This is a genomic window from Streptomyces sp. NPDC001822 (assembly GCF_042892135.1).
Classification (GTDB): domain Bacteria; phylum Actinomycetota; class Actinomycetes; order Streptomycetales; family Streptomycetaceae; genus Streptomyces.
Genome location: NZ_JBIATW010000002.1, coordinates 560,956 through 580,107, shown reverse-complemented (window position 1 = coordinate 580,107; position 19,152 = coordinate 560,956). Strand labels below are relative to the sequence as shown.

21 protein-coding genes and 1 pseudogene are annotated in these 19,152 nt (G+C 71.4%); 11 read left to right on the top strand and 11 right to left on the bottom strand.

The window, feature by feature from the left end:
• Window positions 1–54: 54 nt before the first annotated feature.
• On the top strand, window positions 55–318 hold the full coding sequence (locus tag ACFYY2_RS07045; protein ID WP_388738018.1) for a hypothetical protein: 264 nt from the start codon (window positions 55–57) through the stop codon (window positions 316–318).
• Complete coding sequence (locus ACFYY2_RS07040; protein WP_388738015.1) at window positions 315–722, top strand: type II toxin-antitoxin system VapC family toxin; 408 nt, start codon at window positions 315–317, stop codon at window positions 720–722. Before ACFYY2_RS07045 ends, ACFYY2_RS07040 begins: the two co-directional genes overlap by 4 nt.
• Window positions 723–757: 35 nt before the next feature.
• On the opposite strand, the pseudogene ACFYY2_RS07035 reads toward ACFYY2_RS07040, so the two are convergent.
• A pseudogene (locus ACFYY2_RS07035) lies at window positions 758–844 on the bottom strand (DUF255 domain-containing protein); the annotation flags it as partial.
• 104 nt (window positions 845–948) lie between these two features.
• Here ACFYY2_RS07035 and ACFYY2_RS07030 point away from each other — a divergent pair.
• A complete protein-coding gene (locus tag ACFYY2_RS07030) occupies window positions 949–1,515 on the top strand; it encodes a Uma2 family endonuclease (protein WP_388738012.1) in 567 nt (188 codons plus the stop codon).
• A gap of 246 nt (window positions 1,516–1,761) precedes the next feature.
• Window positions 1,762–4,980, top strand: coding sequence for a tetratricopeptide repeat protein (locus ACFYY2_RS07025; RefSeq protein WP_388738009.1), 3,219 nt, complete (start codon window positions 1,762–1,764; stop codon window positions 4,978–4,980).
• Window positions 4,981–5,050: 70 nt separating this feature from the next.
• Here ACFYY2_RS07025 and ACFYY2_RS07020 read toward each other — a convergent pair whose 3' ends face one another.
• Window positions 5,051–5,290 (bottom strand): hypothetical protein, encoded by a 240-nt coding sequence (locus ACFYY2_RS07020; RefSeq protein WP_388738007.1) that lies wholly within the window; start codon window positions 5,288–5,290, stop codon window positions 5,051–5,053.
• Window position 5,291: 1 nt separating this feature from the next.
• Window positions 5,292–6,173, bottom strand: a complete 882-nt coding sequence (gene mca, locus ACFYY2_RS07015) for a mycothiol conjugate amidase Mca (RefSeq protein WP_388738005.1) — start codon at window positions 6,171–6,173, stop codon at window positions 5,292–5,294.
• Between the two features lie 97 nt (window positions 6,174–6,270).
• Between mca and ACFYY2_RS07010 the strand changes: the two genes are divergently transcribed.
• Window positions 6,271–6,675: a DUF4307 domain-containing protein gene (locus ACFYY2_RS07010; RefSeq protein WP_388738002.1), complete on the top strand. Its 405-nt coding sequence runs from the start codon at window positions 6,271–6,273 to the stop codon at window positions 6,673–6,675.
• Window positions 6,676–6,866: 191 nt separating this feature from the next.
• Window positions 6,867–7,364, top strand: a complete 498-nt coding sequence (gene greA, locus ACFYY2_RS07005; RefSeq protein ID WP_388737999.1) for a transcription elongation factor GreA — start codon at window positions 6,867–6,869, stop codon at window positions 7,362–7,364.
• Window positions 7,365–7,426: 62 nt separating this feature from the next.
• On the opposite strand, the gene ACFYY2_RS07000 is transcribed toward greA, so the two are convergent.
• From ACFYY2_RS07000 to ilvA, 3 genes are all read right to left on the bottom strand, one after another.
• The gene (locus ACFYY2_RS07000; RefSeq protein ID WP_388738623.1) at window positions 7,427–8,254 is read right to left on the bottom strand and encodes an ABC transporter permease; all 828 of its coding nucleotides are present in this window, start codon (window positions 8,252–8,254) and stop codon (window positions 7,427–7,429) included.
• Window positions 8,255–8,280: 26 nt separating this feature from the next.
• Window positions 8,281–9,285: an ATP-binding cassette domain-containing protein gene (locus ACFYY2_RS06995; protein ID WP_388737996.1), complete on the bottom strand. Its 1,005-nt coding sequence runs from the start codon at window positions 9,283–9,285 to the stop codon at window positions 8,281–8,283.
• A gap of 173 nt (window positions 9,286–9,458) precedes the next feature.
• Window positions 9,459–10,688 carry a threonine ammonia-lyase gene (gene ilvA, locus ACFYY2_RS06990; RefSeq protein WP_388737993.1) on the bottom strand — a complete coding sequence of 410 codons (1,230 nt, stop codon included), beginning with the start codon at window positions 10,686–10,688 and terminating at the stop codon, window positions 9,459–9,461.
• Between the two features lie 157 nt (window positions 10,689–10,845).
• On the opposite strand from ilvA, the gene ACFYY2_RS06985 reads away from it, so the two are divergent.
• On the top strand, window positions 10,846–11,376 hold the full coding sequence (locus tag ACFYY2_RS06985) for a MarR family winged helix-turn-helix transcriptional regulator (RefSeq protein WP_388737990.1): 531 nt from the start codon (window positions 10,846–10,848) through the stop codon (window positions 11,374–11,376).
• Window positions 11,377–11,474: 98 nt separating this feature from the next.
• On the top strand, window positions 11,475–11,666 hold the full coding sequence (locus tag ACFYY2_RS06980) for a DUF1059 domain-containing protein (RefSeq protein WP_327115288.1): 192 nt from the start codon (window positions 11,475–11,477) through the stop codon (window positions 11,664–11,666).
• A gap of 88 nt (window positions 11,667–11,754) precedes the next feature.
• Here ACFYY2_RS06980 and ACFYY2_RS06975 read toward each other — a convergent pair whose 3' ends face one another.
• Window positions 11,755–12,900 carry a cystathionine gamma-synthase gene (locus ACFYY2_RS06975; RefSeq protein WP_388737985.1) on the bottom strand — a complete coding sequence of 382 codons (1,146 nt, stop codon included), beginning with the start codon at window positions 12,898–12,900 and terminating at the stop codon, window positions 11,755–11,757.
• 79 nt (window positions 12,901–12,979) lie between these two features.
• On the opposite strand from ACFYY2_RS06975, the gene ACFYY2_RS06970 reads away from it, so the two are divergent.
• Window positions 12,980–14,083, top strand: a complete 1,104-nt coding sequence (locus tag ACFYY2_RS06970) for a hypothetical protein (RefSeq protein ID WP_388737982.1) — start codon at window positions 12,980–12,982, stop codon at window positions 14,081–14,083.
• A 39-nt stretch (window positions 14,084–14,122) separates the two neighbouring features.
• Window positions 14,123–14,281 carry a hypothetical protein gene (locus ACFYY2_RS06965; RefSeq protein WP_388737979.1) on the top strand — a complete coding sequence of 53 codons (159 nt, stop codon included), beginning with the start codon at window positions 14,123–14,125 and terminating at the stop codon, window positions 14,279–14,281.
• Between the two features lie 69 nt (window positions 14,282–14,350).
• Here ACFYY2_RS06965 and ACFYY2_RS06960 read toward each other — a convergent pair whose 3' ends face one another.
• Window positions 14,351–15,100: an esterase/lipase family protein gene (locus tag ACFYY2_RS06960; protein ID WP_388737976.1), complete on the bottom strand. Its 750-nt coding sequence runs from the start codon at window positions 15,098–15,100 to the stop codon at window positions 14,351–14,353.
• Window positions 15,101–15,351: 251 nt separating this feature from the next.
• Here ACFYY2_RS06960 and ACFYY2_RS06955 point away from each other — a divergent pair, with 251 nt between their 5' ends.
• Entirely contained in the window at window positions 15,352–16,137 is a 786-nt protein-coding gene (locus tag ACFYY2_RS06955; protein WP_388737973.1) for a hypothetical protein, read from the top strand.
• Between the two features lie 107 nt (window positions 16,138–16,244).
• Here the strand turns inward: ACFYY2_RS06955 and ACFYY2_RS06950 are convergent, their stop codons facing one another.
• The 3 genes from ACFYY2_RS06950 to ACFYY2_RS06940 form a co-directional block, all read right to left on the bottom strand.
• The gene (locus ACFYY2_RS06950; protein ID WP_388737970.1) at window positions 16,245–16,607 is read right to left on the bottom strand and encodes a helix-turn-helix domain-containing protein; all 363 of its coding nucleotides are present in this window, start codon (window positions 16,605–16,607) and stop codon (window positions 16,245–16,247) included.
• A gap of 156 nt (window positions 16,608–16,763) precedes the next feature.
• On the bottom strand, window positions 16,764–18,143 hold the full coding sequence (gdhA, locus tag ACFYY2_RS06945; RefSeq protein ID WP_388737967.1) for an NADP-specific glutamate dehydrogenase: 1,380 nt from the start codon (window positions 18,141–18,143) through the stop codon (window positions 16,764–16,766).
• 292 nt (window positions 18,144–18,435) lie between these two features.
• Window positions 18,436–19,119, bottom strand: a complete 684-nt coding sequence (locus tag ACFYY2_RS06940; protein ID WP_388737964.1) for an ABC transporter ATP-binding protein — start codon at window positions 19,117–19,119, stop codon at window positions 18,436–18,438.
• Window positions 19,120–19,152 lie beyond the last annotated feature (33 nt).

Here is a 19,152-nt window from a genome sequence, read left to right as displayed (position 1 = left end):
GCGGGTGCACAGACGATCTCGCGAATGTAATAGTGATGGTCTTACACTGATGCCATGAAACAGAGTCGTTCCGGAGTCACTGAGAACATCTCCGTTTCCATGCCTTCCGAGCTGGTCAGTGAACTCCGCTCAAGGACCGGCCGCCGAGGGTTGTCCGGCTACGTCACCGAAGCTGTCAGACACCAGCTCGCCATGGACGGGCTCGCCGAGATCGTGGCTTCCCACGAGGAGGAGCACGGCGCGCTCACGGAGCGGGAGATCGAAGCCGCCCGTCGCGAGCTGTTCGCAGACGAGAACACGGAGCGGGGCGCCGCGTGAAGGAGTGGTCGGCCCGCTCGCTGGTGCTCGACTCCGAGGCGCTCTCCCTGCTGCTGCGCAACGACCGCAAGATGGCGGCTCGCATCGAGGCATCTCGGCAGGTCGGGGTCCCGGTCCTCGTGTCCGCCCTGACCGTCGTCGCAGCCGTACACGGGAACACCGATCTGGCGCGCTTGAAGTGGGTGCTCTCCCGACTGCGAGTAGAGCCGGTCAGCCAGGAGGATTCCCTCACTGCAGTGGCACTGCTCCGGGACGCAGGCGGGCTGCATGGACACACATACGCCATCGACGCCCTCGTCGCCGCGCTCGCGCTCCGTGTCCCGACCCCCGTGATCGTTCTGACCTCCGACTGTGACGACTGGTCGAGGCTCTGCGGGAAGCGCGTGATCATCAAGGAAGTGTGAGCACGGCCCCGGCCACCGGGTTCGCGAGTTCATTGGCACCAGTGGCAGCTGGCGTAGTCGACGCTGAGCAGCACGGGGACACCTCGCCTCCGGGCCTCCTCGAACGCCTCGGAACGGGCAGGCCGTGCCGGTCGCCACTGCCGATCGCGGGCGGCCCGGCAGCACCGGGCAGTACGCTGAGCCCAGGAGCGCCGGAACTGTGAAAGCACCTCGAAGGAGGTACACGATGACCGCCGAGATGGTGGCGCCCGCGTGGATGCATGCGCAGATCAGTTCGGAACAGTACGACTCCTGGTCCGAGGAGCAGTGCGCAGGAATCGAGATCGTGGACGGGATGGTCGTCGTGAGCCCGAGCGCCTCCAAGCGGCACAACCGGCTGGCGCGGGTCCTGGCCAATGCCCTGGACGCCGCCGCCGGTCCCGACTGGAACGCCGACACGGACTTCGACGTCCGCCTGCAGGACGTCCCCCTCACCAGCCGCCGCCCGGACGTCATCGTCTACCGGGCGGAGACCATCGACCTCACGCCCACCCGCCCCGAGCACGTGCTCCTGGTCGTCGAGGTCGTGTCGCCCGGTTCGGAGACCACCGACCGGATCGTGAAGGCGGACCAGTACGCCAAGGCCGGCATCCCCTTCTACTGGCGGGTCGAGCAGGCCGCCACCGGTGTCCCGATCGTCTACACCTACGTCCTCGACCCCGCCACCAAGGCCTACAGGGACGGCGAGTTGTTCACCGGAGCCGTGAAGGCCACTGCGCCTTTCCCCGTCACGGTCGATCTCGAAATCCTGTAAGGCACCGAAAGGGCGCCCCGCTTCCGACGTTTGACCGTTGGTGCCCGCATCACGGTTCTTCGCGAACCGGTCGGGGCGGCGCCCGCGGAACGGCCCCGGACCTCGGCGTCCCGTGCCCCAATCCTCGCGCACCCGCATCCCCCGCCGCCTGATCGCCTCGCTCTCTCGCGCTGACGCGCCGCGCGCAGGACACTGGGTGCCCACGACAACCGGTCGGAGCAAGTCGCCGAAACCCTGGGGGGACGCATGCGGGACAGCCATCGGGCGGAAGCCGAACGGCTGTTGGTACGTGCCGTGGAGGAGGAAGCGCGGCGGACGGGCGGGCGCACGGATTCCGGCGCGCTGCTGGCGCGTGCGCGGGGCGCACTCGACACCATGGCGGCGGGCGCGGCGGAGGAGTACGCCGCGTACACCCGGGCGCTCGACGCGGCCGAGGCGGGCAGGCAGCCCCTGTCCGAACGGTTCAGCCGGACGGCACTGGGAACGCCCCTCATCGTGACGGGCGTTGCGGCCGCCGCCGCCTTCGGCGCGGATCTGGCGCTCGGCACCGCGGCCGGTCTCGCCGCGGGGGCGGGCGCGGTGGTGGCCGTCGCGGGGACGACGGCGACGGTGGCCCGGGTGACCGCGTCGCACTGGCCGGCCGCGCACCGCAGGGCCGGTGAGCTGAACCAACCGGGCGGCCCGGGACAGCTGCGCCTGCAGTGGCTGACGGCGTTGGAGGTACGGGGCATCCGCCCGTACCTCGACCAGCAGCGCATGCTGACCGCCGCCGCCAGGCCGCCGAAGAAGGCCTCCGCGTCCGTGGTGGCGCAGCTGCGCGGCGGGGACCGGAGTGCGGCCGCCCGGACCCGGTCCCTGCTCGAACAGTCCTTCGCCCAGTTGCCCGCCGCGGACGGCCCGTTCGCGGGACGCCGCGGCGAACTGGCCGAGATCGCCCGGTGGGTGCACGCCGCGCGTGCCGCCACGGAGACCCGGCCGACGGTGGTGGTGCTGCACGGCGTCCCGGGCTCCGGGCGCACCACGCTCGCCGTACGGGCCGCGCACGCGCTCAGGGACCAGTTCCGCGGGGCGTGCGTGGTCGACCTGCGGGGTGCCGTGGCCGGGGAGGCCCCCCTGTCGACACGGGACGCCCTGCTTCACCTGCTCAACCGGCTGGGCGCCCCGCGCGAACAGCTCCTGTTCCGCGAGAGGACGTCCGCCGAGCAGCAGGTCAGGCGCCTGGGCGAGCTGTACCACCAGCACCTCACCGGCACCCCCGTCACGATCGTCCTGGACGACGCCACCGACGCCGCGCAGGTCCGCACCCTGCTGCCCGAGCGCTCCGACAGCCTCGTCCTCGTCACCGCGCGCGAACCCCTCGCGCTGCCCGACGACATCCCGGCGCGGGTGCACCACCTGCCGGTCGGCGCCCTGGACGCGGCCGGCTCCGAGGAACTCCTGCGCGAGTCCGCGCAGGACGCGGAGGACGGCCCGTACGACTACCCGTCCACCGAGGCCGTCGTGGAGCTGTGCGGCGGGCTGCCGCTCGCCCTGCGCACGGCGGGCTCCTCGCTGGGCTCCCGGACCCGGGCCGAACTCGCCGCCGCCCTCGGCGCGTACGGTCCGGTCGCCCCCGTCGAGCGGGCCCTGTGGCTGCGTTACACCGACCAGACCGAGAACGCCCGCCGGCTGCTGCGGCGGCTCGCGCTCGCCGGGCGCGCCAGCCTCGGCGCGGCGGCCGCCGCGTCGCTGCTGTCGTCGGACGAGCAGGAGGCCGGACGGCTGCTGGACGCCCTGGCCGGCGCCGGGCTCCTGGTCCATGTGAGGGGCGCGCGCTACCGGCTGCACGACCTCGTGCGGGACTTCGCCCTGGCGCGGCTGCTCGACGAGGAGCCGGCGGCGGACCGTACCGCCGCGCAGGAGCGCCTGATCCAGAACTACGCGGAGCTCGCCGACGCGGTCATCCGCATGGTGGACGGCAAGATGTCCACCCGCGCCGGCCAGTTCGGCTCGCACGGGTTCAGTTCGCTGGACGCGGCCCTGCGCTGGCTGGACGACGAGTCGAGCTTCATCACCTCGGCGCTCCGGCATGCGGAGGGTGTCGACCAGGCAGCCGTGCTCCATCTGCTGGGCGCGCTCTGCGACTACTGCCTGCTGCGCGGGGACCTCTACCGGCTGGGCGAGATCAGCGAACTGACGCAGGCCGTCGGCCACGGGCTGCTGGAACGTTCGGTCCAGTGGCGTACGGGCATCGCGGCCCGGCAGCTCGGCGAGCTCGACAAGGCCCGCACCACCCTGTCCTCGGTCGTCGGCCTCTACCGCGAGGCGCAGAACGAAGCGGGCGCCGCCCTGGCCCTGTGCTCGCTCGGCATCACGCTGCACCACCAGGGTAATCTCGCGGAGGCCGCGGCCCGGCTGCGCGAGGCGCTGGCCCTTCAGTCCCCGCCCGGGCAGGCCGAGGACCGCGCCTGGACGCTGCACGCCCTGGCCGCCGTCGAACGCGACCGGGCCGACCTGCCGGAGGCCATGACCCTGCTGGACACCGCGCTCACCCTGCACCGCGAGGGCGAGTCACTGCACGGTGAGGCCTGGTCCCACTTCCAGCTCGGCCAGGTCTGTCTGCGCCTGGGCGAGGTGGCCCGCGCCGAGGAGGAGCTGACCACCGCGCTCGACCTGTACGGCCGCACCCGCGACGAGCGCGGGGAGGCCTGGGCCCTGACCCAGCTCGGCCGCGCCCGGCTGATGGAGGACGAGCCGGCCCCGGCGGTGGAGCAGCTGCGCGCGGCGCTGGCCCGGCACCGGGGCAACGAGGACACGCGGGGCGAGGCGTGGACGCGCTACCACCTGGGGCAGGCCCTGGAGGAGGACGGCGACACGGACCAGGCGGTACGCGAGCTGGAGCGGGCCCGCACGATGTTCTCCCGGATGCGGGACGTGTACGGCCTGGCGTGCGCCCGCCACCACTCGGGACGGGTCACCCGCGACCAGCGGGCCGCGCGGACGGGCAACCTGCGCAACTCCGGCTTCGCCCGCCAGCTGCTGGCCGACGCCCGGGCCGACTTCCGCCGGATCGGGGTGCCCCACGGCGAGGCGTGGGCCTGCCTGGACCTGGCGCTGATCGACGGCGGCAACGACCGCGCGGCGCAGGCTCTGGAGCTGTGCGACGCGGCCGTCACCCTGTTCGCCTCCTACGGGGACGTCAGGGGCGGCGACTGGGCGTCCTTCCTGCGGTGCACGCTCCTGCCGTACGCCTCGCCGGGCGGCAGCGAGGTGGGCACGGCGGTGGCGCAACAGGAGCTGGCCGACCTGCTGGCAGCCGCGCACCCGCTGCGTGACGGCAAGCTGGAGAGCTGCGCGGAGGCGTTCCGGGTCGTCCTGAACCGCGGGATCGACCTGGACGACGGCTGGCAGGCCTGGCGCCTCGGGCTGACCCCGTCCCGGCACGCCCGCGAGGTGATGGGGGTGCCGGTGGGGGTACGCCCGTAGGGCCCGTGGAGTGCGCCCACGGGCCCTGAGGGAGGCCGGCGCGCGGGGCCGGTCCGCGGCCCCGCGGCGGTCAGCCCCTGGCCGCCGCGCTCTTCTTCCCGCCGGCGGTCACCGGCTCGGCCGCCGGGTCGGGGGCCTCCTCGAAGTCGACCTTGCCCATGTGGCGGTTCATCGACTTCATCAGGAACCACACCCCCACGGCGAGCGCCGCGAAGACGAGGAAGCCGAGGACGCCGGGAGTCACCTTGTTCTTGTCGAGCTCGTCGGCGGCGAACGGAACGAGCTGCGTCAGTGCCTGGGTCGCGTACATATCAGGCATTGTCGCGGATGCCCGCGAAGAGGTCGCTCTCGGGGAGGGATGTGTCGACCAGGGACTTGGCGAGCTCGTACTCCTCGGTCGGCCAGATCTCCCGCTGGACGTCCAGCGGGACCCGGAACCAGCCGCCGTCCGGATCGATCTGCGTGGCGTGCGCGAGCAGCGCCTTGTCGCGGATCTCGAAGAACTCGGCGCACGGGACGTACGTGGTCAGCGTGCGTTCGGCGCGCTCGAACTGCTTCACGCGCTCCAGCCACTCGCCGTAGGGCGACTCCAGCCCACGGGCCAGGAGACCCTCGTGCAGGGCGACCGTCCGCGGCTTGTTGAAGCCCTGGTTGTAGTAGAGCTTCTGCGGCTGCCAGGCCGGGCCGAACTCCGCCTCGGGGAACCTCTCGGTGTCCGCGGCCCCCTCGAAGGCGATCATCGAGATCGTGTGCGTCTTGATGTGGTCGGGGTGCGGGTAGCCGCCGTTCTCGTCGTAGGTGGTGATCACCTGCGGCTTGAACGCGCGGATCTTCGCGACGAGACGCCCCGCGGCCTTCTCGTCGTCCTCCAGGGCGAAGCACCCGTCGGGCAGCGGCGGCAGCGGGTCGCCCTCGGGCAGCCCGGAGTCGACGAAGCCGAGCCACTCCTGCTTGACGCCGAGGATCTCCCGGGCCTCGTCCATCTCCTTCTTGCGCACCTCGTGGATGTTCGCCTCGATGTACGCGTCCCCCTGGAGCTTGGGGTTGAGGATGGATCCCCGTTCGCCGCCTGTGCAGGTGACGACCAGGACGTCCGCCCCCTCGGACACGTACTTGGCCATGGTGGCCGCGCCCTTGCTCGACTCGTCGTCGGGGTGGGCGTGAACGGCCATCAGTCTCAGCTGCTCGGTCAAGACTCGGTCCTCAGTGATTGGTCTCGTCGGTCGGCTTCTATAGTGACTGAACCGGGGGCCGGAAAATTCCACGATCCCCTGTACTGGAGGAACGATCATGGCAGCGGTTCGCGAGGCCTTGCCCGAGGGACGCTACGGCCGGTCCCGGGACCAGCGCGCGGACCGGAAGCTGAGGATCACCGGTGCGGTGCTCGGTGCGGCGTTCCTCGCCATGATCGGCTGGTTCGGCTACGACTACGTCGCGGGCCAGGACATCAGCGCGGAGCTGATCAAGTCGAAGGTCGTCTCGGACGACCGGGCGGACGCCCATCTGGAGGTCCGCAAGGAGCGGGACGCCGACGGCCACTGCACACTGCGCGCCCTGAGCGAGGACGGCGCGGAGGTGGGGCGCGCGGACTTCCGCTTCGACGAGCGCTCCGACCGGATCGACAGGGTCCTCAGCCTGCGCACCACCTCGCGGGCCACCGCGGTGGAACTGCTGGCCTGCACCGCCGACAGCTGACGGCGCCGGAGGGCGCGCGCCGCCTCCGACACCCTCGCGCCCCCGCCGACCTGGGCGGACGCGCGTGTGACGATTTACCTTCTCCCCCTTTTCGCGCGGAATTGTTAGGCTCGTTGTTTCGCCCGCCCGTGGCAGCGCATGCTTGGGGTAGGGCGTTGCTTTGTATTCCCAGCACCGACGAGGAGCACCCTGTGACCCAGACCAGCGATAACGTCACCTGGCTCACGCCGGAGGCGTACAACCAGCTCAAGGCCGAGCTGGAGTACCTGTCTGGTCCCGCGCGCACGGAGATCTCCGTCAAGATCGCGGCGGCCCGTGAGGAGGGCGACCTCCGCGAGAACGGCGGCTATCACGCCGCCAAGGAGGAGCAGGGCAAGATGGAGCTCCGGGTCCGCCAGCTGACCCAGCTCCTGGAGCACGCGAAGGTCGGCGAGGCCCCCGCCGACGACGGCGTGGTCGAGCCCGGCATGGTCGTGACCATCGCCTTCGACGGCGACCCGGACGACACGGTCACCTTCCTGCTCGCCTCCCGCGAGTACGCGAGCGCCGACATCGAGACCTACTCCCCGCAGTCCCCGCTCGGCACGGGCGTGAACGGCAAGCGGGTGGGCGACGACGCGGAGTACGAGCTCCCGAACGGCAAGAAGGCCGCAGTGAAGATCATCTCGGCGAAGCCGTACCAGGGCTGATCCTCGCGGCGTACGACGGAACCCCGGCCGCCCATGCGGCCGGGGTTCCGTCGTACGCGGTCTCAGGCGGTGGCCGAGCGGTACTTCCGGACCGCGAGCGTGCGGAAGACCACGACGATCAGGACCGACCAGAGCACCGAGGCGATGATCGGGTGCTGCATCGGCCAGGCGTCGGGGGTGACGAAGCCCGGCGGAAGGTTGCCGAACAGCTCCCGGCAGGCCTGCACGGTGGCGCTGAAGGGGTTCCATTCGGCGATGTAGCGCAGGACCGTCGGCATCTGGTTGGCGTCCACGAAGGCGTTCGAGATGAACGTCAGCGGGAAGAGCCAGATCAGTCCGCCGGAGGTCGCCGCCTCCGGGGTGCGCACGACGAGTCCGATCAGCGCGCCGATCCAGGAGAACGCGTAGCCGAGCAGGAGCAGCAGCAGGAAACCGAGCAGCACCTTGCCGATGTTCTCGTGGGTGCGCCAGCCGACGATCAGTGCGACGCCGGCCAGCACGACGAGCGTGAGCGCGGTCTGCACGAGGTCGGCGAGGGTCCGTCCGGTGAGGACGGCACCGCGGGCCATCGGCAGCGACCGGAAGCGGTCGATCAGCCCCTTGTGCATGTCGTCCGCGATGCCCGCGCCGGCTCCGGCGGTGGCGAAGGTGACGGTCTGGGCGAAGATGCCGGCCATCAGGAACTCGCGGTAGGCCTGCGGCGACGTGGAGTCGCCGACCTTGATGGAGCCGCCGAACACATAGGTGAACAGCACCACGAACATGATGGGCTGCACCAGGCCGAAGATCACCATCTCGGGGATCCTGGCCATGCGGATCAGGTTGCGTTTCGCGACGACGAGGGAGTCGACGACCGACTGGCCGATCGCTCCCCGGGACTTGAGCTGCATGACGGGTGGTGTGTCCGAGACGGTGGTCACTTGCCGTCCTCCTTCCGGCCCCGGGCGGCCTCGGTCGATGCGTCCTGGCCGGTCTTCTCCAGCTCGGCCGCGTGGCCGGTGAGCGAGATGAAGACGTCGTCGAGGGTGGGCCTGCGCAGCCCGATGTCGTCGATCTCCACGCCGTGGCTGTCGAGGTCGCGGATGACCTCGGCCAGCAGCTTGGCCCCGCCGGTGACCGGCACGGTCAGGTTGCGGGTGTGCTCGACGACGGAGATCTCGCCCTTGCCGTACGTCGCGAGGACGGAGCGGGCGGATTCGATCTGGCCGGACTCGTGGACGACGACCTCGACGCGTTCGCCGCCGGTACGGGCCTTGAGCTCGTCGGAGGTGCCGCGCGCGATCACCTTGCCGTGGTCGATGACGCAGATGTCGTGGGCGAGGCGGTCGGCCTCCTCCAGGTACTGCGTGGTGAGCAGCAGCGTCGTACCGCCGGCCACGAGCTCCTGGATGACCTCCCACAGCTGCTGCCGGTTGCGCGGGTCGAGGCCCGTGGTGGGCTCGTCCATGAACATCACCGGCGGGGAGACGACGAGCGCGGCCGCGAGGTCGAGGCGGCGGCGCATGCCACCGGAGTACGTCTTCGCGGTGCGGTCCGCCGCGTCCGCGAGGTTGAACCGCTCCAGGAGTTCGACGGCCCGCTTCTTCGCGTCGCGCGCACTCATCTGGTAGAGCTGGCCGACCATCTGGAGGTTCTCGCGGCCCGTGAGGTATTCGTCGACGGCCGCGAACTGGCCGGAGAGGCCGATCGAGCGGCGTACCCGGTCGGGATGCCTGAGTACGTCGATACCCGCGACGACGGCCCGTCCGCTGTCCGGCTGGAGCAGGGTCGTCAGGACGCGGACGGCGGTCGTCTTGCCGGCGCCGTTGGGCCCCAGCAGCCCGAGGACGGTACCTTCGGGCACGTCGAGATCGACGCCGCCCAGTGCTCGTACATCGCCGAAGGTCTTCACCAGACCTTCGGCGTAAATGGCGCCTGGCATACGGGATTCCCCCAGTGGTTTCGGGTGCTTCCTGAGCAGATCCTAGAGACGCGGGTGCTCCCGCGGCGGGAGGACCGGACTGCTCGGCGGTGCACGTTAACGCGATACATCGCGACCGACAACCGGTTTTCCGATTCTGTCCCGGAGCCCGTGTCCCGGGCCCCGGGCGTTCCTCAGACCGACACCAGGTATCCGGCGGCGCGCAGGGTGGAGGCGACCTCGTCGCAGTGCTCCGGCCCCTTGGTCTCCAGATGGAGTTCGACCTCGGCCTCGGTGAGTCCGAGCCGCGGATCGGTCCGCACGTGGATCACGTCGAGGACGTTGGCGTCCGCCGCGGAGAGGCTCGCGAGCAGGGTGGCGAGGGCGCCCGGGCGGTCGGTGAGCCGCACCCGCAGACTCAGGTAGCGGCCCGCGGCGGCCATGCCGTGGGTCAGGATGCGCTGCATCAGCAGAGGGTCCACGTTGCCGCCCGAGAGCACGGCGACGACCGGCCCGCGAAAGGCCGCGGGGTCGCTCAGCAGTGCCGCGACCGGGCTCGCCCCCGCGGGTTCGACGACCATCTTCGCCCGCTCCAGGCAGAGCAGCAGGGCGCTGGAGAGCTCGTCCTCCGAGACGGTGCGGATCTCGTCCACCAGCTCGCGGATCAGCGGGAACGTGAGGTCGCCGGGGCGCCCCACCTTCATCCCGTCGGCCATGGTCTGCACCTGGCCGAGCGCCACCGGGTATCCGGCGGACAGCGAGGGCGGGAAGGCGGCCGCGCCGGCCGCCTGGACGCCGACGATCCGGACGTCGGGGCGCAGCGCCTTCACGGCGACGGCGATGCCCGCCGCGAGGCCGCCTCCCCCGATGCCGACGAGGATCGTGCGGACCTCCGGGCACTGTTCGAGGATCTCCAGGCCGACGGTGCCCTGGCCCGCGATGATGTCCGGGTGGTCGAAGGGGTGGATGAAGACGGCGCCGGTCTCCTCGGCGTACTCCTGGGCGGCGGCCAGCGTCTCGTCGACGACCTGGCCGTGCAGCCGGACCTCGGCGCCGTAGTCGCGTGTGGCGGCGACCTTCGGCAGGGGGGCGCCGACCGGCATGAAGACCGTGGAACGTACGCCGAGCAGCGAGGACGCGAGTGCGACACCCTGCGCATGGTTTCCGGCACTGGCGGCCACGACCCCCGCCGCACGCTCGACCGGTGTGAGGCCCGCGATCCGCACGTACGCGCCCCGGAGCTTGAACGAACCGGTCCGCTGAAGGTTCTCGCACTTGAGGTGGACCGGCGCCCCGACGAGGGCGGTCAGGTGCCGGCTGCCCTCCATCGCCGTCGTTCTGGCCACCCCGGACAGCATCTTCTGCGCTCCCCGGACGTCGTCGAGGATCAGCGGCGGGACGGGGTCCGGCGTACGGAAGGTCATGACGGCAAGTCTTGCAGCTCGGAGCGCCGCGGGCCCTCCCGTCCCACGGCGCCCTGAGGTGGTGTCCACGGGTTTGTGCAGCGCTGGTACACGTTGCCCCGTGGCCGCGTACTCTGTCCCCCACCCATCCGACACCGCACGAAGAGAGCCCCCGGCCATGCCCCCTCAGGACATGACGACAGCTGCGTCTCCTTCCGGGGGCGCGTCCCCCGGACATCCGGGAACGGACCACCTCCTCGACGCTCTTCAGCATCAGGTGGCCGTCTTCGCCCGACGTGCCGAGCAGACCCGCCTCGGCGGTGTCGGCCAGGTCCGCAACTCGATGGACCGCGCCGCCTATCTGCTGCTGAACCGGCTCGACGTGGAAGGCCCCATGGGCGTGAAGGCGCTGGCCGCGGGCATGGGGATCGACTCCTCGACCGTGACCCGCCAGGTGGCGCCGCTCGTCGACACCGGGCTGGTCAAGCGGACCTCGCACCCCGAGGACGGGCGCGCCGTCGTGCTGCAGCTGTCGCCCCGTGGCCAGTCGCGTCTGGAGGAGGTCCGCGCCTCGCGGCGTGAGCTGATGTTCCAGGTGACGGACGGCTGGAGCGAGGAGGAGCGCGACACGTTCTGCGCCCTGCTGACCCGCTTCAACGGCTCGCTGGCCGCACGGCAGGCCGCGCACCAGCCGGTCCAGGAGGGCTGACCGCCTCTCCCACGGGGTCCGGCGGTCCGTGGGGCTGTCGGCGGCGCGGGGCGGATCTACCCTTGAAGGGCCTGCACTCGTACACCGAGGAGGCCGTCATGACACGGAAGATCGCCGACTGCCGCAAGTACCCGAGCGTCTCGGACTGCTCGCTCACCATCTCCGGTGAGGAGGACGAGGTGGTCCGGGCGGCCACCGAGCACGCGGTTTCGGTCCACGAGCACACGGACAGCCCGGACCTGCGCGAACAGATCCGGGCGTCGCTCGAGGACGAGAAGGTCGCCGTCTGACAGGCGCGCGTGTACGGCCGCCGGAGTGCGGCCGTACAGCCGTCCTCCGGCGGGCGGGAGTGGTCCCGCCCTCCGGGGGGACGTGGTGTCAGCCCAGTGCCTGCGTCAGGTCGGCCAGCAGGTCGTCGGCGTTCTCGATGCCGACGGACAGGCGGACGAGGTCGGCCGGCACCTCCAGCGGGGAACCGGCGGCGGAGGCGTGGGTCATACGGCCCGGGTGCTCCAGCAGCGATTCGACACCGCCCAGCGACTCACCGAGCGTGAAGAGCTTCGCGCGGTTGCAGACCTCGACCGCGGCCTCCTCGCCGCCCGCGACGCGGAACGAGACCATCCCGCCGAACGCCCTCATCTGCTTGGCGGCGATCTCGTGCCCCGGGTGCTCGGGCAGTCCCGGGTAGAGGACCTGCGTCACCTTGGGGTGCCGGGTGAGGAGGTCGGCGACCTTCGTGGCGTTCGCGTCGTGGCGGTCCATGCGGACGGCGAGCGTCTTGATGCCCCGCAGCACCAGCCACGCGTCGAACGGTCCGGCCACGGCGCCCATCGCGTTCTGGTGGTACGCCAGTTCCTCGGCCAGTTCCGGGTCGCCGACGACGAGCGCGCCGCCGACGACGTCCGAGTGCCCGCCCATGTACTTCGTGGTGGAGTGCACCACCACGTCGGCACCGAGTGCGAGCGGCTGCTGGAGGTAGGGGCTGGCGAAGGTGTTGTCGACGACCAGTCGTGCGCCCGCCTGCCGGGCCACCCCGGCGACGGCCTCGATGTCCGTGATGCCGAGCAGCGGGTTGGACGGGGTCTCCACCCAGATCGCCTTCGTCCGGGGGGTGATCGCCGCCCGTACCGCGCTCACGTCCGAGGTGTCGGCCACCGAGAACTCCACGCCCCAGCGCGAGGCGACCTTCGCGAACAGCCGGAAGGTGCCCCCGTAGGCGTCGTTCGGGATGACGACGTGGTCGCCGGGCGTGAGCAGGGTCCGCAGGAGGCAGTCCTCGGCGGCGAGGCCGGAGGCGAAGGCGAGTCCGCGGCGGCCGCCTTCCAGGGCCGCCAGGTTCTCCTCCAGTGCGGTGCGGGTCGGGTTGGCGCTGCGGCTGTACTCGTAGCCGCCGCGCAGGCCCCCGACACCGTCCTGCTTGTAGGTGGACACCTGGTAGATCGGCGGGACCACTGCGCCGGTGAGGGGATCGGCCGTGTTGCCGGCGTGGATCGCGAGGGTCTCGAAGCTGTGCTGGTCGCTCATGGGGCCCGAGCGTAGTTCGTCGGAAGGGTGGTTACGGGCCACTCGCCGCGCGGACGCCCGTCCGGGGACAATGGACCGCATGGAGATTCTGTGGTTCCTGCTCGCCCTGTGCCTGCTCGGTGCCGTCGTGGGTCCGTACGTGCTGCGGCGCCGGGGCGGTATCCGCCAGGTCGCGCCCGGTTCGCCGGACGCCGCCGACCCGGACGACTACGGCTTCGCACGCCAGGAGGAGCTGGACCTCCGGATGCCCGGACCCGACCAGGACCTCATCGACGTCCTCGCCGTGGTGCAGGGGACGGGTGCCTGGCGGTCCGCCTCACAGTTGCTGGCGGGGACGCCCGAGGAGAGCGAGATCCGCTGGCAGCGGGTGCAGGCCTTCGCCGGCGCCGCGTCGCTGGAGCTGGCGCGGCAGCCCGGCACCGGCGGGGCGTGGCTGCGCGCATGGCGGGCGGAGGCCCCCAAGGACGCGGGCGGCGCGGCCGTGCACGCGGAGTTCCTGGTGCAGCAGGCCTGGCGCACCGGCACCGTGGGCACCGACGACTTCCGGATCATCCTGGAGGAGGCCCGCACGGTCTGCGGCGAGGCCGCCCTGCTGGCACCGGGCGACCCCGTCCCGTACATCGTGGAGCTGGCCGTGGCCCGTGGACTGGGTTACTCCCACGAGCAGTTCGACCAGGTCTGGGCGAAGATCATCGACCGGGCGCCGGCGCACATGGGCGCGCACATCGCCGCCCTGCACTTCTGGTGCGAGAAGTGGCACGGCTCCCGCGAGGAGGCCGACCGCTTCGCCACCGCGGCGGCCACCCGTGCACCGCAGGGCTCGCTGCTCGCCGCGCTTCCGCTGTTCGCGCTGTACGAGCACCTGCCCGAGGTCAACCTCGTTCGGGGCTTCTACGAGAGCGCCGCCGTGACGAAGGCGGTCGGGGGCGCGATGTTCGCGGTGCACGCGGCACGGGGCGACGATCCCGTGCTCGCCCACGTCCGGCATCTGCTCGTCCTGTTCCTCGTCCGCATGGAGCGCTGGTCGGAGGCCGTGCACCAGCTCGTCCACGTCGACGGTCACGTGGGGGCGCTGCCCTGGACCGAGAACCCCGACCCGGCCGCCGAGTACACGGTGTACCGGGCCCTGGCCGTCGCGGGCTACGAGGCCAACGGCGGCAGCCCCGCGACCCTTCCGCGCTGACCGCTGCACACTCCCCCTCCGGATTGGACCGGCACACCCATGGCACGACTGATCCCGCTCGTCCTGATAGCCCTCGCCCTCTGGTTCTGGCTGCGTGCGCGGAAGAAGACCGCCGCGTACATGGCCTCCTACGAGTCGCCGTCCCGGGGGACGGACACGGACGGGGGCGGCGAGCGCCGCGACCCCCCGGCCGCCTGACGGCCGTCCCCGGGCCCGGACGCGCCCAGTCCCCGGCACTCACCGTGCCGGGGACGGGGCGCGTCCGTATCAGGAGGCGACGAAGCGCGCGATCTGGCCCAGCACGATCGTGTCGGCCAGGAACCCGATGTGGGTCTGGCAGGCGACGAGGTTGTTCGTCGCGCCGCTCAGCCGGGTGCTGGTGTACGGGAGGATGACTCCGTCGCAGGCGGAGTACCAGGTGGCGTACCTCGTGTCGCCCGGCGTCTCGTCACCGGAGCTGATCTGGGAGATGAAGGAGGAGCCCGGGTACATCTGCTGACAGGTCGTGTAGATCAGGCAGGCGGAGGCGAACGTCGTCCCGTGATTCGCGCCGGCGATCGAGGCGAGGTGGCTGACGCTGCTGTTCCCGCCCAGCACCTTCAGGTAGTACTGGCTGACGAGGCCGCCCATCGAGTGGTTGACGATGGCGACCTTGCTCGCGCCGGTCCGGGACTTCACGTTGTTGACGAACGAGGCCAGCCCCTGCGCGTTGGTGATGTTGTTGCCGTAGGAGTTGTACTCGTAGGCGAACAGCCGGGAGCTGGACCAGCCGTTGAGCTGGAAGACGCCCATGGCCGTGACCCAGTTCGACGCGCTGCCGGTGTAGCCGTGGACGAAGACGACCGGTGTGCTCGTCGACAGGGGCTGGACCGCGGCGTCCGCGGCGCGCGGCGCCGAGGTGGCGGCGGCGGTCCGGGACTGGACCGCGCCGGCCGAGGGCGCGGAGGAGAACAGGGTGAACGCGACCGTGACGGCCGCGAGGGCGCCGAGAAGCCGGCGGGGGGTGCGACGACGCATGGAGCACTCCTGACGGGGATGCGGAGTTGCGGATGCCTGACCCGACAAGCGTCGGGGCGCCGGGGGCGGGTGCCATCGGCGAATTCACCGGCGTTCGCGGGCCCTCCGCATACATCGGACGCGCGGCGCGTCGCCTTGAGAACCACACCCGGTGCGTCGCGCAGGCGCGGGCCCGCTTGCGACCGGAGGCCTCCTTGATCGCTAGTCTGTTCCCCCGCCCGGCTGAGAACGGGCAGAACCAGGGGTGGGACATGCGCAGAGGAATCGCCGCTCTCGCGGTGGTGGGTGCCGTGGGCACCGCGGTCGTCGCGGCGCCGGCCGCACACGCGGAGGGCCGGGGCGACATCAGGGTCGTCAAGACCGTCGTGAACGGGGGCGGCAGTGTGATCGTGGGCGTCAAGAACGTGAAGCGGTTCCCGGTCGTCATGACGATCAAGGACGGCTCAGGGGTGAAGGGCGTGGCGGACGTGTCCGCCTACAACGCGACGAACGGCTACGGGCCCGTGTCGTACCTGGGCACCTCGTGCAGGAAGAGCAGCTCGACCACGTCCGTGTGCACGGCGACGATGGAGTTCGACCCGTCGTGGATCGACTCGTACGGCAGCGCCAACGAGGGCTGGAACGCCAATTCGGTCGCCGGGACCTGGCAGGTCAACGCCACGGTGCAGGCCAACGACAAGGACTACTGGATCTCCGACCGCATCGCCACGTTCCGGATGAAGCGGGCCGCGACGCTGACGACGGACGCGGCGCCCGAGCCGGTGAGGAAGGGCGGCACGCTCACCGTCACCGGCAAGCTGTCGCGCGCGAACTGGACGGATCTGAAGTACCACGCCTTCACCAAGCAGGTGGTGAAGCTGCAGTACAAGAAGCCCGGCGGCTCGTACCACACGGTCAGGACGGCGACCACGGACAGCAAGGGCCACCTGCGGGCGACGGTGAAGGCCTCCGCGTCGGGCAGCTGGCGCTGGGCGTTCCTCGGTACGGAGACGACCATGAAGGTCGTCTCCGCCGGTGACGCGGTCTCGGTGAAGTAGCGACGGCCGGCGGGCCGGATCCCCGGCCCGCCGGAAGGCGCCTCCCCGCTCGGGGAGGGAGCCGGGCGGCCGGCGGAGACCGCCCAGCCGAACAATCCGGCCGCGGGTCAGGCGGCCAGCCGGACCTCTCCCATCGGCCTCCGCGCCGCTGCCGTACGGGAGGGCGCGCTGCGCCGGGTCAGCTCGTCCCGGGCCAGTGACAGCACGTCGCCCAGCCCCAGCCCGAGGGACCGGGCCGCCGCCGCGAGCACCTCGGACGACGCCTCCTTGCGCCCGCGCTCGACCTCGGAGAGATACGGCACGGAGATCCGGGCGGCCTCGGCGACGTCCTTGAGCGTCCGCCGCTGGCCGACGCGTTCGCGGCGCAGGACGTCGCCCACGACGTCGCGCCAGAGGGGTTCCCGGACCGGCGTCACGGGGACGGGGCGCAGGGGGATGACACGGGCGGAGTTCGGCGCGTGGCTGCTCATCGTCCGAGCGTAGGAGCCGCACGCCCGGCGCGGGAGGGCAAAGGCCTCCGCGCCGGGCGGATCTGCTGTCGGCAGAACGGCGGTCGGGGCCGACGGACGGGCCCCCGGGCAGCGGGACCCGGCCGCCGGGCCGTCATGCCGGCGGGCGGGACGGGGTCAGATGAGGCCCTGCGCCAGCATGGCCTCGGCGACGATCTCGAAGCCCGCGATGTTCGCGCCCACCACGTAGTTGCCCGGGCTGCCGTACTTCTCGGCGGTGGTGTGGCACGAGTCGTGGATGTGGCGCATGATCTGCGCCAGCCGCTCCTCGGTGTGGGCGAACGTCCAGGAGTCCCGCGAGGCGTTCTGCTGCATCTCCAGGGCGCTGGTGGCCACACCGCCCGCGTTGGCCGCCTTGCCGGGAGCGAAGGCCACGCCCGCCTCCTGGAAGACCTGGACCGCCTCGGGTGTCGTGGGCATGTTGGCGCCCTCGGCGACCGCCTTCACCCCGTTGCGCACGAGGGCGAGCGCATCGGCCTCGTGGAGTTCGTTCTGCGTGGCGCAGGGCAGGGCCACGTCCACGGGGACGCTCCAGACACCCGCTCCCTCGACGTACTTCACGTGCTCGCCGCGCCGCTCGGCGTACTCGGAGACACGGCCGCGGCCCCTCTCCTTGATCTCCTTGAGCAGATCGAGGTCGATGCCCTTCTCGTCCACCACGTAACCGGCGGAGTCCGAGCAGGTCACCACGGTCGCGCCCAGCTGCTGCGCCTTCTCGACGGCGTAGATCGCGACGTTGCCCGAGCCGGACACCGCGATCCGCTGTCCGTCGAGGGACTCGCCCCGCACGCGCAGCATCTCGGCGGTGAACAGCACGCAGCCGTATCCCGTGGCCTCGGTGCGCGCCTGGGCGCCGCCCCAGCCGAGGCCCTTGCCGGTGAGCACGCCGGACTCGTAGCGGTTGGTGATCCTCTTGTACTGGCCGAAGAGGTAGCCGATCTCCCGGCCGCCGACGCCGATGTCACCGGCGGGGACGTCGGTGTACTCGCCCAGGTGGCGGTGGAGTTCGGTCATGAAGGACTGGCAGAAGCGCATGACCTCGGCGTCGGAGCGGCCCTTGGGGTCGAAGTCCGCGCCGCCCTTCCCGCCGCCGATCGGCATGCCGGTGAGGGCGTTCTTGAAGATCTGCTCGAAGCCCAGGAACTTCACGATCCCGAGGTTGACCGAGGGGTGGAAGCGCAGTCCGCCCTTGTACGGGCCCAGCGAGCTGGAGAATTCGACGCGGAAGCCGCGGTTGACGTGGATGTCGCCGGAGTCGTCCGCCCACGGCACCCGGAAGATGAGCTGGCGTTCGGGTTCGCAGATCCGCTCGATGATGCGGGCGTCGACGAACTCCGGCCGCCGCGCCAGCATGGGGCCGAGGGTTTCGAGGACCTCTCGCACCGCCTGGTGGAATTCGAGCTCCCCCTGGTTGCGCCGCAGGATCTCCGCGTAGAGCGGCTCGATGACACGGTCTTCGGCGGTGCGCGGGGCGAGGGAATCGGAACGGGCAGGCATCAGATCAAGACCTTCCGTGGGTGGACTCGTGCGCGCCGGCGCCCCCGGTCGCCGGAGGCACCTGCGGGCCCGTGCGGGCCGTTGCACCCGGCAAGTCTCCCAGCGCGACGGCGTGCCGCCGGGACGACATCCGCACAGTGACCGCGGTTGTCGTCCCGGCTCCCCGTGACGCGGTGCCCGCACACCCGCTCCCACCGGGCATCGGGGACGTCGTGGGCGCGGGCCCGGCGGGGTTCGCGGGTGGCGGACCTCACAGCCGGGGAGGAGTGGCCGTGAGGTCCGCTCGCGGCGTTCAGGCGGCGGCGTTCTCCGTCACCGTGACCTTCCCCTTGCGGATGGTGGCCACTCTGGGCGCCTTGCGTGCGAGGGAGCTGTCATGAGTGACCATCACGAAGGTCAGCCCGTGTTCCTTCCACAGCCCGTCGAGCAGTTCCATGATCTCGTCGCGCATGGACTCGTCGAGGTTTCCGGTGGGTTCGTCGGCGAGCAGCACCTTGGGGCGCTTGACGAGTGCGCGGGCGATGGCGACGCGCTGCTGCTGGCCGCCGGACATCTCGCCCGGCAGGTGGGTGGGCCGGTCGCCCAGGCCCACCGACTCCAGTGCCTCGGCGGCGCGTTCACGGCGGGCCTTCGCGCCGAGGCCGAGGGGCACGAGCGCGGTCTCGACGTTCTCCTGCGCGGTGAGGGTGGGGATCAGATTGAAGCTCTGGAAGACGAAGCCGATGGACTCGGCCCGCACCTTGGTGAGCCGGGACTCGGGGAGCACGGCCAGGTCGACGCCGTCGAGTTCGACGGTGCCGGAGGTGGGCCGGTCGAGGCCGCCGAGCATCTGGAGGAGCGTGGACTTGCCCCCGCCGGTCGGCCCCTGGATGACGAGCCGCCCGCCGTCCTCGATGGTCAGGTCGACGCCGGCGAGCGCGTCGACGGGGTTCCTGCCGCGCATGTAGCGCTTGGTGACGCCCTTGAGCTGGTACACGTGTGGACTCCTGCGTTACGTACGAGAGGGGAG